The organism is Aquamicrobium segne, assembly GCF_042656785.1.
GTDB classification, from domain to species: Bacteria; Pseudomonadota; Alphaproteobacteria; order Rhizobiales; family Rhizobiaceae; genus Mesorhizobium; species Mesorhizobium segne.
On the sequence record NZ_JBHSLL010000025.1, the window covers coordinates 264,539 to 278,262 of the forward strand.

Genomic DNA, 13,724 nt, shown 5'->3' on the forward strand with positions numbered 1-13,724 from the left:
CTCACCCTCCAGTCAATATGTCCAGAATGGAGGCGGGCCCCTTCTTCATCGGCCCCCCAACATCACCGGGCGGTACGGGGCGTCTGACCGAAGCCGTTGTCCCCCGATCCGAGGGCATGACAGGGCGTGCAGCATTTTGTTGTCCGCCACTGGCCACAGGCGCAGAAGGCCGGGGCGATACGACCGATGACGGCCCCGTCGAATTGACCGGATTTTTCGGCTTTTCCGGGTTGCCGATTGCTACAGACGGCTGTTGTGGGACTGCGCCCGGCATCCACCGCTCACCCGGCAGTCGCGCAACAGGCACCCCTTCATGGGCCGCCACCATAAATTCATGCCAGGCTTGTGCAGGCAGCGCGCCACCCGTCACATTCTTCATCGGCCTTGCATCATCATTGCCAAACCACACACCGGTGGTCAGGTTGGCCGTATAGCCCACAAACCACGCATCACGCGAATTCTGGCTGGTACCGGTCTTGCCCGCGGATGGCCAGGCAAAGGCCGCCTTGCGCGCTGTGCCACTTTCCACCGTTCCCGCCATCATCGAATTCATCATGCCCACAATTTCCGGCTTGAGCACACGCGGTGCGCCACCACCGGCATAATCATACAAGACCTTGCCTTTGGCGGTTGCCACCCGGCGCACAAAATGCACCTGTGGCCGATACCCTCCATTGGCAAAGGGCACAAAAGCAGCCGTCAGTTCCAGCGGGGTCACTTCCGAAGTGCCAAGCGCAATCGACACATTTTTTTGCAATTGCGAGCGCACACCAAGACGGTTGGCAACCTCAATCACCGCTTCCGGCCCCACTTCCATGGTCAGTTGAGCAGCAACCGAATTCAGCGACCGGGCAAGCGCTGTCGCCAGCGTAACCTTGCCATAATATTTGCCGCCATAATTGACCGGCTTCCATTTGCCGATCTGGATTGGCGCATCATTGCGCACGCTGTCAGGTGTGCGGCCTGCTTCCAATGCCGCCACATACACAAACGGCTTGAAGGCAGAACCCGGCTGGCGGCGCGCTTCGGAGGCCCGGTCAAACTGGCTGGTGGAATAGTCATAGCCGCCCACCATGGCCCGCACCGCACCGGAATTGTCGATCGACACCAGCGCACCCTGACTGACATCAAGCGTCTTGCCATTTTCGCCAATCAGTCGACGGATTGATTTTTCAGCCTGTTTTTGAAGGTCAAGGTCGATGGTGGTATCAACCACAATATCACCCTGAACCTCGCCGATCAGGGTTGGCAATTCTTCCATGATTGTATCGGCGACATAATTTTCCGAACCGGTCCAATAGGAAGGCACGCGCGCTGCTGGCGCACTCATGGCCTGCGTCATCTCGCGCGAACTGACCAGCCCTTCCTCCTGCATGGCCGCCAGAACCAGTTGCGAGCGCTCTTCAGCCGCCCTGGGGTCGCGCGCAGGCGACAGCCGTGAAGGCGCCTTGAGCAGACCGGCCAGAAGGGCCGCCTCAGACAGGTTCACATCGCGTGCACTCTTGGCAAAATAGCGCCGCGAGGCAGCCTCCACCCCATAAGCGCCCGAGCCGAAATAAACCCGGTTCAGATACATGGCCAGAATTTCGTTCTTGGTGTGCTTGTGCTCCAGCCACAGCGCTAGCAACACCTCCTGCACCTTGCGTTCCAGCGTGCGGTCGGGGGTCAAGAACAGATTTTTGGCAAGCTGCTGGGTAATCGTTGACCCGCCTTGCGAGAAGCGGCCCTGCATGAGATTGGTCGCCATGGCGCGGGCAAGCCCGACTGGATCGATGCCAAAATGCGAATAAAAACGGCGATCCTCAATAGCAATCACCGCCTTTGGAATATAGGCCGACATATCCGACAGATGCACAGCCTCGCCGCCGCTCATGCCACGATTGGCAATCAGGCGCCCATCCACCGAAACAATCTTGATATTGGGCGCCCGGTCAGGAATTGACCATGTGGTGGCCGCAGGCATTCTGGCCCCATAATAAACCACCAGTCCCGCAGCCGCGATGCCACCCCAGATCGCCAGCACAAAACCCCAATAGACCAGCCGCCCCAAAAGGCTGAACAGGCCGCCCCGCCTGCGCGCTTTGCTTTTTCTGGTCCTTGAGCCGGATCGTGCTCTGGGCGGACGTCGGGAAGAGGATTTTGGACTTGCCTTGCGCTTGCGCTGTGCGGGAACGACACGATCTTCCTCACGCAGCGAAAAGCCCCCGATCGAGCTGTTGCGCGCAGGTTCGTCAAAGCTCGGTTCTATACGTCTGTTTTTGCGGTTCACCATGCGTGATGCCGTAACTGCCCCAACCAATGGCGATGTGGTGGAGTTTAGTCAGGGCAATTTAAAGGCTGGTTAACCTCGCAAAACAACCCGCTGCGAGCATCAGGTCAGACGTAATCGTCTGTGCTCACAAAATGCTTTAACGAACAACCAGAACCGGTACATTTGAGTGGGTCAGCACTTCAACCGTCTGGCTTCCCAGCAGCAGGCGGCGAAAACCGCGCCGACCATGCGAGGCCATGACGACCAGATTTGCGCTGCGTTCATTTGCAATCTCGACCAGCGCATCGGCAGGCCAGCGATCCGGCACATGGACAGTTTCGGTCTCAATGCCCATGCCTTCCGCAACAGCCCGCGCTTTTGCCAGAAGGCCGGTCGCAAATTCTTCCTGCCCCTGCTCATAGCGGGCAATATCATTTGTGCCAGCCACCCAGCCCGCCGCCGAAGCACCTGCCGTCATGGGAAAAGGCTCCGTCACAGTCACGAAAGTCACTTTGGCGCCAAGCGCCTTGGCCAGCGAGAGGCCGTGATCAACACCTTTTTGGGCAAGTTCCGATCCGTCAGTCGCAATCAGAATATGGGTATACATGGCTGAACCTCTCATTATGCCTGAGCAAGAAACCAGAACTGCACAAGACCTGCAAGTATCCCTGAAAAACTGTTTTGCCCAGGGTCAGGGCTGGCACGGCCTTGATACAGGTCAATCACTTTACTTTCCCGCAAATATTTACACCAAAAGCTCGCAACAGGGAACCAGACGGGACTTCGTGCATTATAGTTAATTATCTGTAAATCCGTCTTTCAAGAGGGAGGTTGCGATGGATCGTCTACAGTTCTTTTCGCCTGTCCGCGTCTCGCTTGGAAAGGGGCAGCCAGTGCACGATATTGAAAATGTCACCGAGGCGCTGGCCTTCCTGCATCAATGGCCGGTTGTTCGGCGCGGCCCCGTCTATCATTGCGCCCTGAATTGCTGCATGGCGGCACTGGCTGATCAGATGAATGCGGAAGAAGCGCGCAAATCCTTTATCGGTTTTGCCCGCATCACCCGGCTGCTGGTCGATCAAGGACCCTCGCCGCGGATGCCAGGCCGACATTGGCCATTACGCCCGCCAGCAGGCTGACCGGCACCAGAAAAATGTCGTCCGCTCTGGCGGACGACATCAATATCAGTTCTGCTCGATGGAAACGCCACCTTCATCGATCTTTAATTCAATACCGCTGGGCTTGGTTTCTTGCCTGACCACATAGGTGCCAAGACCGATCACAATGACGATCAGCGCACCGATGAGTATATAGAGCATGTTTCTGTTCATGACAGTTCCTGCTCAGGCTGATTTCACAAGCCGGATCAAAAGCAACAGGATCACCGCGCCAATCACCGCATTGATGATGCTGGCGATAATATCCCCGCCAATATAAATCCCGACACGCGGCAATAACCAGCCTGCAATAAACGCACCAACAATACCGACAACGATATTTCCAAGCAGGCCAAAGCCATAGCCCTTGACGATCAGACCGGCGAGCCAGCCTGCAATGGCGCCAACAATCAAAAAGATGATAAGTCCTGAAGCAGCCACGTCATTTCCTCCGTGAGAAAGGGCTGACCCAGAAAAATCTGCACACATATGCGGGTACACAGACGTGCGTTCGTCCCGAATCAACCGCGGGTTTCAACACAAGCAACGTATGGGAATATGCCCGGCCCCGCCAGACGTTACATGAGAGCATTTTGTGGATACAGACAAAACCATCTAACGCAAGCACAAAAGCGGATAAAACAAACAGGCAGAGCCTCAAAGGCTGGCAAACTATCTATCCTCACCCGCCTCAAACTCATCCTCATCGGCTTGCGGACGCCATGTGGCAGGCTCGATCTTTTTCTGGGTCCGTGAATCCGTATAAGCCCACCATGCCTGATCATCTGCATCCCAGCGGGCCAGAGATTCATTCATCACCCCGTCACTGTCCGTCCAGTAAACGGTCACGCGCGAGCCATCTTTGGGGGCAGTGGAAATCGGTTCACGCTCAGCCATGTTTTTCCCCTTTTTCATTCAACCAATCGGCTACACCTGACTGTTATCTCAGCTATGGGCAAAAATATCTGTTTCATCCCAGCCCATCAGGTCAAGCTTTGCCCGTGTCGGCAAAAAGCGAAAACAGGCGTTTGCCTCATCAACCCGGTTTTCACGTGCAAGGCGGCCTGCCAGCACATCGTGCAACTGGTGCAGATATAAAACATCGGACGCCGCATATTCGAGCTGCTCCGGCGTCAGATTTTCTGCGGCCCAGTCTGAAGATTGCTGTTGCTTGGAGATGCTGACCCCCAGCAACTCATTGCAAATATCCTTCAATCCATGCCGGTCGGTATAGGTACGGGTCAGCCGCGAAGCGATCTTGGTGCAGAATGCGGGCCCGGCCATGACACCAAAGGACTTGTAGAGAACCGCCAGATCAAAACGCGCAAAATGAAACAGCTTTGTGATCGCCTCATTGCGCAACAGCGCAACAAGGTTTGGCGCTTCTTTCTGACCGGCTGCAATCTGAATCACGTCGGCACTGCCGTCACCGGGTGAAATCTGCACCACGCAAAGCCGGTCGCGATGCGGATTAAGGCCGAGCGTTTCGGTGTCGATGGCCACGGCATCGACATTATAATGGGCCAGATCAGGCAGATCGCCCTTGTGAAAACGAATTGTGCTCATGGATACAGGTCTCACTTCGTCAGCGCATCGAGAATACGCGCCCAGGAGCGCTGGCCCTTGTGGAAGGAAGACAGCTCATATTTTTCATTGGGTGAATGGATGCGGTCATCGGAAAGGCCAAAGCCGACCAGCAGCGATTCCATGCCCAGATAGGTCTGGAAGTCGCCAACGATGGGAATGGAGCCACCCATGGCGATCATCACGGCAGGCTTTGGCCATTCATCCGACAGCGCCTCCTTGGCCTTGGTCAGAAACGGTGAATCATACGACAATTGAATACCGGGCGAGCCACCATGTTCATGAAACTCGACAGAACAATCTGCGGGAATGCGCTCTTCAACAAATTTGCGGAAAGCGGCGCGAATTTTTGCCGGGTCCTGCTTGTGCACCAGACGAAACGACACCTTGGCCGAGGCTTGCGATGCAATCACCGTCTTGAAGCCCTTGCCGGTATAGCCGCCGATAATGCCATTGAACTCGGCTGTCGGGCGCGCCCACACCAGTTCCAGAACCGAGCGCCCCTTTTCGCCTGAGGGAATGGAAAGGCCGACAGCCCCAAGAAAATTTTCGGCTGTCTGGCCCAGTGTTTCCCATGATTTCAGCACTTGAGAGGGTGTTTCTTCAACACCTTCATAAAAATCAGGAATGGTCACGCGGCCATTTTCATCATGAATATCGGCAAGTATACGCGCCAGAATGCGGATCGGATTGGCGGCCGCACCGCCAAATTCACCCGAATGCAGATCACGGTCCGCAGCGTGAATGGTTATTTCCTCTCCCACCAGCCCACGCAGCGCCGTGGAAATGGCCGGTGTGTCGCGGTCCCACATGCCCGTGTCACAAACCAGCGCAAAATCGGCTTTCAACTCTTGCGCATTGGCTTCAAGAAACGGCTTGAGCGAGGGTGAGCCGCTTTCTTCCTCCCCTTCAAACAGCAAGGTGATGCGGCAGGGCAAAGCCCCATGAACCGCCTTCCATGAACGGCAGGCTTCCACAAAGGTCATCAACTGCCCCTTGTCATCGGCTGTGCCGCGCCCGGTAATGATCTTGCGGCCCGGCTCAACTTCTTTCAGCGCCGGAGCAAAAGGATCATCCTCCCATAAGTCCAGCGGGTCCACCGGCTGCACATCATAATGACCGTAAAACAGCACATGCGGGCTGTTTTCCGGCCCTTCATGATGGGCAACGACCATCGGATGGCCGGGCGTGTCACGCATAGAAGCCTCAAAACCGATTGTCTTGAGGTCTTCGACCAGCCATTGCGCCCCCTTGCGGCATTCAGCGGCAAATTCAGGATCGGTCGAGATCGAGCGGATACGCAGCAGCGAAAACAGCCGCTCAAGACTGTCATCAAGTGACTGGTCGATTTGATCGAGAACGGAAGAGAGTCTGGACATGAAATTTTGACCTTTTGATTCAGGCCACAAGCTTAAGGCGGTCAGGCAAAAACCGGAAGGCCAATGTTGACGCAGCCACACCTGAAAAAAGGGAAAAACCATAAAGAAGCGCCGCCGTGGCGGAGGGGAAGAACCACGGCGGCTTTGCTTCAAACGGCGCGGCAGCCCGGAGAGGGGGGAGAGGCTGCCGCGTTTATCCGGAAAAAGGCGGGGGACGGGCCTTGCTGTTCCGGATCTCGGCCAATGCTGCCGATGACTGATATCTGTAACCTGGAACATGGCGATTCAAGGGCACCAGGATTACATCTTTGTAACATAGATGTGATGCGCCTCTCATTTTCAAAACCACCGGAATAAAATGCCTTTGTGATGGACCCCGGCGGGCAGTCACGCTATCCCTTTGCCATGAAAAAAGGTGATCATCTCTTTCTTGTCGACGGCTCGGGCTATATTTTCCGCGCCTATCACGCATTGCCACCACTGGCCCGCAAGTCGGACGGGCTGCCCACCAATGCAGTGCTGGGTTTTTGCAATATGGTGTGGAAACTGATGCGCGATGCGCGCAACACGGATGTCGGCCATCCCGCAACCCATTTTGCCGTCATTTTCGACTATTCCTCAAAAACCTTCCGCAACGATCTCTACCCTGAATACAAGGCCAATCGCTCGGCCCCGCCCGAAGATCTGGTTCCCCAATTCGGGCTGATCCGCCACGCCACCCACGCCTTCAACCTGCCCTGCGTGGAAATGGAAGGCTATGAGGCTGACGATCTGATCGCCACCTATTGCCATATGGCTGAAGAAGCAGGTGCGGACGCCACCATCATTTCCTCCGACAAGGATCTGATGCAACTCGTCAGCCCTTCTGTGTCCATGTATGACCCGATGAAAGACCACCAGATCGGCGTGCCCGAGGTGGTTGAAAGATGGGGTGTGCCGCCTGAAAAAATGATCGATCTTCAGGCGCTGACCGGCGATTCTGTCGATAATATTCCCGGCGTTCCCGGTATCGGGCCCAAAACAGCAGCCCTGCTTTTAGAGCAGTTCGGCGATCTGGATACGCTGCTTGCCCGCGCCGGTGAAATCAAACAGCCCAAGCGGCGTCAATCGATCCTTGAAAACACCGACAAGGTTCGTCTTTCGCGTCAGTTGGTGACGCTCAAGCGCGATGTGCCCATTACCGAAACACCGGATGATTTTTTGCTTGAACCTTCCAATGGTCCAAAACTGGTCGCCTTTTTGAAGGCCATGGAATTTACCACTTTGACCCGCCGCGTTGCCGAGGCAACCGGCACGGATGCAGCACAAGTTGAAGCTGCTTTTATTCCCGTTGAACATGGTGCCAGTGCGCATGGCCCGGATATGGAAATTGTCTCTTCTCAAACAGATGACAAGGTTCAAGACACGCCAGAAAAGCAAGACACAGATGAAAAGGATGAGGGTGACACCCCTGCCCGGCTGGCGGCACAAAGAGCCAGGGCCGCAGCCACAGAAAAAATCGATGTCGAAGCCTACATTACCATTACCGATCTCCAGACCCTGAAAGACTGGATTGATGAGGCATTTGAAACAGGCATTGTCGCCTTCGATACCGAAACCACCTCACTGGACCCGATGCAGGCCGAACTGGTCGGCTTTTCGCTGGCCACACGGCCGGGGCGGGCTGCCTATGTGCCGCTTGGTCACAGGCAAGGTGCAGGCGACCTGCTGGGTGGCGGGCTGGTTGAAGGGCAATTGCCCATGCGCGAGGTGCTGGCGCAATTAAAGCGGCTGATGGAAGCGCCCTCGGTGCTCAAGGTGGCGCAAAATCTGAAATATGATCTGGTGGTGATGAACCGCCATGGCATCGACATTGCGCCCTATGACGACACGATGCTGCTTTCTTATGTGCTCGATGGTGGTGCGGCGCGCGGCCATGGCATGGATTTTCTGTCTGAAAAATGGCTTGGTCACAAACCCATTGCCTTTGGTGACGTGGCAGGCACCGGCAAAAAATTCATCGGCTTTGAAAATGTCGCCATCGACAAGGCCACGCATTATGCGGGCGAAGATGCAGATGTAACCTTGCGCCTGTGGCAGGTTTTAAAACCCCGCCTGGCCGCCACTGGGCTGGTTTCTGTTTATGAGCGGCTTGAACGCCCGCTGGCTCCGGTGCTGGCCAGGATGGAACAGCGCGGCATTCTGGTTGACCGGCAAATCCTGTCGCGCCTTTCAGGCGAACTGGCCCAGAATGCAGCAGCAATCGAGGAAGAGATTTACGCCCTGATCGGCGAGCGTATCAATATCGGCTCGCCCAAGCAGCTTGGCGACATTTTATTTGGCCGCATGGGCCTGCCCGGCGGCAGCAAGACCAAGACCGGCCAATGGTCAACCTCTGCCCAGTTACTCGAAGATCTGGCCGCAGAAGGCCATGAACTGCCCCGCAAGATCGTTGACTGGCGCCAGCTTGCCAAGCTGAAATCAACCTATACCGATGCCTTGCCCGGTTTTATTCACCCTGAAACCGGGCGCGTTCACACCAATTTTGCCATGGCCGCAACCACCACCGGGCGGCTTTCCTCTTCCGATCCCAATCTGCAAAACATCCCGGTGCGCAATGCTGAAGGGCGCAAGATCAGAACCGCCTTCATCGCCGACAAGGGCCACAAGCTGATTTCGGCGGACTATAGCCAGATCGAATTGCGGGTGCTGGCCCATGTGGCCGATATTGCCCAGCTTAAACAGGCTTTTGCTGAAGGCGCAGATATTCACGCCATTACCGCTTCTGAAATGTTCGGCGTGCCGGTAGAAAACATGCCTTCAGAGACACGCCGCCGCGCCAAGGCCATCAATTTCGGCATCATCTATGGCATTTCGGCCTTTGGCCTGGCCAACCAGCTTTCCATTTCACGGGAAGAAGCCGGAGCCTATATCAAGAAATATTTTGAGCGCTTCCCCGGTATTCGCGATTATATCGAAGAAACCAAAGCCACCGCGCGTGAACTCGGCTATGTCGAAACCGTCTTTGGACGGCGCATTCACTACCCGGAAATCCGTGCTCCCAATGCTGCCGTGCGCGCCTTCAACGAACGCGCCTCAATCAATGCGCGCCTGCAAGGCACGGCTGCCGACATCATCCGCCGCGCCATGGTGCGCATCGAACCGGCACTGGAAAAAGCTGGACTTTCTGCCCGGATGCTTTTGCAAGTGCATGACGAACTGATCTTTGAAGTGGCCGAAGACGAGGTCGAGGCCACCATTCCGGTGATTTGCAACGTGATGGAAAATGCACCGATGCCGGCACGCACTTTATCTGTGCCGCTGAAAGTGGATGCTCGCGCTGCCCACAATTGGGATGAGGCGCATTAAAGCATTTTGCTGTCAGATGGCACCATCTGGCGTCGCACAAATGCGGTTAAAACAAAAGCTTGCAGGCTGTCGGCTCATGCTGCATTTGTCCGGCAGCCTTCGCACAGGCCACGAAATTCAATCACCGCATGTTTGGGTGCAAAGCCTGTCGATTGCACCCATTCCTCCAGCCGGTGACCGACAGCATCATCGCATAATTCGGCCACCTGTCCGCAGGTGTCGCAAATGGCAAAAGCAGTCATGGAATGGCTGTGGTCATGGGAACCGGCACAGGCAACGAAGGCATTGAGGCTTTCCAGCCGGTGGACAAGCCCCTCCTTCATCAGCATATCAAGCGCCCGATAGACCTGTAAGGGTGCACGAAACCCTTTTTCGCGCAACTGATCCAGCAGCGTATAGGCGCTGAGCGGCCCGCTGGCAGCCTCCAGCTTTTCAAAGACCCAGCGCTGATTTTTGGTCAGATTGCTTCTTGTCGTCATGGCCCTGCCCTATCTTCCCGCCAAGAACACAGCTTGGCGCTGCTTCTTATGTAGTGACGATGAGACATATTCACCACCACGGCCTATTGACGCGACGGCCCGTCCCGTTCAGCAGATGCGGCCCATAAATTGATATTGGCATCTTGCGCATAAAGGTCGATCTCAGTCAGCTCTTCATCTGAAAAAGCCGAGTTTTCAAGCGCACCGACACAATCCTTGATCTGCTCAACCCGGCTTGCCCCAATCAGGGCAGAGGTGACGCGCCCGCCCCGCAACACCCATGCCAGCGCCATCTGCGCCAGCGTCTGTCCGCGCCGCTTGGCAATGGCGTTCAGGGCGCGGATATTGGCCTGTGTCTCTTGCGTGATAAAGGATTCACGCAGCGGTCCGCCTTTTTTGACCCGGCTGTCATCAGGAACACCAGACAGATATTTGCTTGTCAACATGCCCTGCGCCAACGGGGAAAACACGATGGAGCCAATCCCCAGTTCATCCAGCACATCAAGAAGCCCGTCCTCTTCCACCCAGCGATTGAGCATCGAATAGCTGGGCTGATGGATCAGGCAGGGTGTGCCCAAGCGCTTCAGGATTGCAGCAGCTTCACGGGTGCGCTGCGCATTATAAGAGGAAATAGCCGCATAAAGCGCCTTGCCTGAGCGCACCGCATGGTCAAGTGCTGCACAGGTTTCTTCCAAAGGTGTTTCAGGATCAAAGCGATGTGAATAAAAAATATCGACATAATCCAGCCCCAGCCGTTTCAGGCTCTGGTCAAGGCTGGACAGCAGATATTTGCGGCTGCCCCATTCGCCATAAGGCCCCGGCCACATATTGTAGCCTGCCTTGGTCGAGATGATGAGCTCATCACGATGATGGGCAAGGTCGGTGCGTAATATTTCGCCAAAAACCGTTTCAGCTTGCCCCTTGGGTGGCCCGTAATTATTGGCCAGATCAAAATGGGTAATGCCAAGATCAAAAGCCTGACACACCAGCGCCCGGCGTATCGCATGTGGTGTTGTCTCACCAAAATTCTGCCATAGGCCCAGTGAAATCACGGGCAGTTTCAGGCCGGAATGTCCGCACCTGTTATAGGCCATTTTTTCATAACGGTCGGGAGCAGGAATATGGGTCATGCTTCCTCTTAAGGCATTTTGTCCTCAGATGGAATTATCTGAGGCCGCACCCGCAGCCAAACGAGGGTTTGAAAGCAACAAAACTGTCCTGCCAGTGACAAAGTGGTTGCTTGTCGGCCTCTCTCAATATGTTAGTTTGACCCGGACTGGCCAAAGCTGGGCTTTTTCAAACAAATCAACAGGTCCTGACCCTGATGCAGGCAAAACGCAAAAGACTCTGGAATAACGCCGTGGCCCTGGCCGCTGCATGGTTCCTGATTCTGCAGTCTGTATCTGGCGCTTTCGCACTTGCTGCCTGGCCACAAACCATGCAGCTCGATGCCTTTGGCAATGTCATTTGCACCCATCAAGGCATCAGCGAACCTTCTGAGGGGCACACACCCGCTATGCAGCACCATTGCTGTGTGCTTGGCTGCACTCCGGCAACGCCCTTGCCTGCTGGCCTGCCCTCGCCTGTTCCGCTGCAAGCCCCACTCAGCTTCATAAACCAGAGTTTTAAAGCTTCCGCTCCAGATCATCTGTCTTTCATGCGTGAGCGTTCGCCTGCCATTCCACGCGCGCCACCCGTAATGGCCTGAAAGAGGGCTGACGATCAGTCAGCCCTTTCCACGCTCTTTACGTAATTTTTCTGGAGACAATTCATGTCCATTCTTTTAACCCGCCGTGGCTTTGCCGCTTTTACCCTTGCCGCCATGTTGCCTTTCAGCCTGTTAACCTCAACTGCCAGCGCCCATGGCTATAAGCTTGGTGAACTTGAAATCGGCCATCCATGGTCGCGTGAAACACCTGCCGGTGCAAAGGTGGCAGGCGGCTATCTCACCATCACCAATCACGGAACTGAAGCCGACAGGCTGATTGCTGTTTCATCAGACATTTCAGAAAAAGGCGAAATCCATGAAATGGCTGTCACTAATGACGTGATGACCATGCGCCAACTGGCAAACGGTCTGGAAATTGCTCCGGGTGAAAAGGTGGAACTGAAACCCGGCTCCTACCACCTCATGTTTATGGACCTGAAAACACAGCCAAAGCAGGGCGAGCCCTTTGCTGCAACGCTCAGTTTTGAAAAGTCTGGCGAGATCGAGGTTGAGTTTGTGGTCAATGCAATGGGCGACGACCCTGCTCATGATCACAAAGACCATTCCGCACATTAAAACCTGTCTCTCGAACTGGAGACCAGTTTCGAGATAAAGACATGCGTAAAAAATAAAGGCTTAAAGCCTAAAAAATCACTTATATGAAAAACTCAAAGCCCGGTCATGACGCCGGGCTTTTTTCATGCAAACCGATTGCACATTTACCTGCAAAATGCTGTGCCGATCTGCAACAGTCGAATTATTAAGGCGTGGTGGGCTTTTCTTTCATCTCCGAAGCTGCCTTAAAGAGAAAATTCTGCCAGTCCGATTGCGAACATGCGCGGTGGCATATCGACAAAAGGACTTCATGGCTGATGACCGACATCACCTGCAATGCAAAACGCCGCTCTTTGCAAGGCGCATTCAGCGCACTCGCACTGCTTGCCTGTGCAGGATTAACTGCCTGTTCGACAACTAAGACGACCCCAACACCACCGGGCTTGTCACCTGTTGAACCCGCCGCGGCTGCCCAAAATCAGTCACAAGCACTGGTGACACCACCGCGCCATGGCCCGCGCCCTAATGAGCGCTTCCCGCTGCCGGATCAGGATATTTCCCAAATACCGGAAAAATTCCATCGCCAGATGGTGAATTATCAAAGCGAATATCCAACCGGAACCATCATTGTCGATCCGGCCAGCCGCTTCCTTTATCTTGTTCAACCCAATGGCAAGGCGCTGCGTTATGGCGTTGCGGTCGGTGCAGCAGGACGCAGCTTCAGCGGCATAGCCGATCTTGCCTGGAAACAGGAATGGCCACGTTGGCGCCCCACAGATTCCATGATTGCGCGTTCACCTGAACAATATAAGAAATTTGAAAACGGCGTTGAGGGCGGTCCTCAAAATCCGCTGGGTGCACGTGCTCTTTATCTGTTCCAAGATGGCAAAGACACCTATTACCGCATTCACGGCACAAACCAGCCAGGCAGTATTGGCAAGGCGGTTTCTGCTGGTTGTATTCGGATGCTCAATATAGATGTCATCGACCTCTATCAGCGCGTCCGCACCGGCTCAAAGGTCGTCGTTTTATAGGTTTTTTCTCTCCAGCCTCATGAAAAGCCCGGTAACTGCATCTGGTTACCGGGCCTTTTCAAACATGAGACAATTTCATCACCTTGCGCCAAACGCAAAACGCCGCCCCGAAGGGCGGCGTTTTAATTGGAATAAATTATGTTCTGCATGACTGTTTTAAAGAAGATTTTGATGTGTTTAGCAGACCTGGCGGCGACCTACTCTCCCGCGTCTTGAGACGAAGTACCAT

15 protein-coding genes are annotated in these 13,724 nt (G+C 55.0%); 6 read left to right on the top strand and 9 right to left on the bottom strand.

All coding sequences use genetic code 11. From position 1 onward, the window contains the following. Position 1: 1 nt before the first annotated feature. Entirely contained in the window at positions 2-2,272 is a 2,271-nt protein-coding gene (locus ACFPLB_RS09975; protein ID WP_378229192.1) for a transglycosylase domain-containing protein, read from the bottom strand. Positions 2,273-2,408: 136 nt separating this feature from the next. Beyond that, entirely contained in the window at positions 2,409-2,858 is a 450-nt protein-coding gene (locus ACFPLB_RS09980) for a universal stress protein (RefSeq protein WP_378229193.1), read from the bottom strand. A 229-nt stretch (positions 2,859-3,087) separates the two neighbouring features. Here ACFPLB_RS09980 and ACFPLB_RS09985 point away from each other — a divergent pair, with 229 nt between their 5' ends. Beyond that, a complete protein-coding gene (locus tag ACFPLB_RS09985) occupies positions 3,088-3,390 on the top strand; it encodes a DUF982 domain-containing protein (protein ID WP_378229194.1) in 303 nt (100 codons plus the stop codon). A 45-nt stretch (positions 3,391-3,435) separates the two neighbouring features. Here the strand turns inward: ACFPLB_RS09985 and ACFPLB_RS09990 are convergent, their stop codons facing one another. The 5 genes from ACFPLB_RS09990 to ACFPLB_RS10010 all read right to left on the bottom strand — a co-directional run bounded on the left by ACFPLB_RS09990 (position 3,436) and on the right by ACFPLB_RS10010 (position 6,371). Then, positions 3,436-3,582 carry a hypothetical protein gene (locus ACFPLB_RS09990; protein WP_378229195.1) on the bottom strand — a complete coding sequence of 49 codons (147 nt, stop codon included), beginning with the start codon at positions 3,580-3,582 and terminating at the stop codon, positions 3,436-3,438. A 12-nt stretch (positions 3,583-3,594) separates the two neighbouring features. Then, positions 3,595-3,849, bottom strand: a complete 255-nt coding sequence (locus tag ACFPLB_RS09995; RefSeq protein ID WP_378229196.1) for a GlsB/YeaQ/YmgE family stress response membrane protein — start codon at positions 3,847-3,849, stop codon at positions 3,595-3,597. A gap of 231 nt (positions 3,850-4,080) precedes the next feature. Then, entirely contained in the window at positions 4,081-4,305 is a 225-nt protein-coding gene (locus tag ACFPLB_RS10000) for a hypothetical protein (protein ID WP_378229197.1), read from the bottom strand. Between the two features lie 48 nt (positions 4,306-4,353). Next, positions 4,354-4,974: a ribonuclease D gene (locus ACFPLB_RS10005; RefSeq protein WP_378229198.1), complete on the bottom strand. Its 621-nt coding sequence runs from the start codon at positions 4,972-4,974 to the stop codon at positions 4,354-4,356. Positions 4,975-4,985: 11 nt separating this feature from the next. Further along, positions 4,986-6,371: a M20/M25/M40 family metallo-hydrolase gene (locus ACFPLB_RS10010; RefSeq protein ID WP_378229199.1), complete on the bottom strand. Its 1,386-nt coding sequence runs from the start codon at positions 6,369-6,371 to the stop codon at positions 4,986-4,988. A gap of 405 nt (positions 6,372-6,776) precedes the next feature. Between ACFPLB_RS10010 and polA the strand changes: the two genes are divergently transcribed. Next, on the top strand, positions 6,777-9,719 hold the full coding sequence (gene polA, locus ACFPLB_RS10015) for a DNA polymerase I (protein ID WP_378229228.1): 2,943 nt from the start codon (positions 6,777-6,779) through the stop codon (positions 9,717-9,719). Between the two features lie 74 nt (positions 9,720-9,793). On the opposite strand, the gene ACFPLB_RS10020 is transcribed toward polA, so the two are convergent. Further along, on the bottom strand, positions 9,794-10,198 hold the full coding sequence (locus tag ACFPLB_RS10020; RefSeq protein ID WP_378229200.1) for a Fur family transcriptional regulator: 405 nt from the start codon (positions 10,196-10,198) through the stop codon (positions 9,794-9,796). 83 nt (positions 10,199-10,281) lie between these two features. Beyond that, complete coding sequence (mgrA, locus tag ACFPLB_RS10025) at positions 10,282-11,328, bottom strand: L-glyceraldehyde 3-phosphate reductase (protein ID WP_378229201.1); 1,047 nt, start codon at positions 11,326-11,328, stop codon at positions 10,282-10,284. Here mgrA and ACFPLB_RS10030 point away from each other — a divergent pair. The 4 genes from ACFPLB_RS10030 (at position 11,327) to ACFPLB_RS10045 (ending at position 13,495) form a co-directional block, all read left to right on the top strand. Continuing rightward, entirely contained in the window at positions 11,327-11,554 is a 228-nt protein-coding gene (locus ACFPLB_RS10030) for a hypothetical protein (protein WP_378229202.1), read from the top strand. The two genes, mgrA and ACFPLB_RS10030, sit on opposite strands and share 2 nt — an antisense overlap. 4 nt (positions 11,555-11,558) lie before the next feature. Continuing rightward, positions 11,559-11,906: a hypothetical protein gene (locus tag ACFPLB_RS10035; RefSeq protein WP_378229203.1), complete on the top strand. Its 348-nt coding sequence runs from the start codon at positions 11,559-11,561 to the stop codon at positions 11,904-11,906. A 63-nt stretch (positions 11,907-11,969) separates the two neighbouring features. Next, positions 11,970-12,482: a copper chaperone PCu(A)C gene (locus ACFPLB_RS10040; protein ID WP_378229204.1), complete on the top strand. Its 513-nt coding sequence runs from the start codon at positions 11,970-11,972 to the stop codon at positions 12,480-12,482. A 296-nt stretch (positions 12,483-12,778) separates the two neighbouring features. Next, on the top strand, positions 12,779-13,495 hold the full coding sequence (locus tag ACFPLB_RS10045; protein WP_378229205.1) for a L,D-transpeptidase: 717 nt from the start codon (positions 12,779-12,781) through the stop codon (positions 13,493-13,495). Positions 13,496-13,724 lie beyond the last annotated feature (229 nt).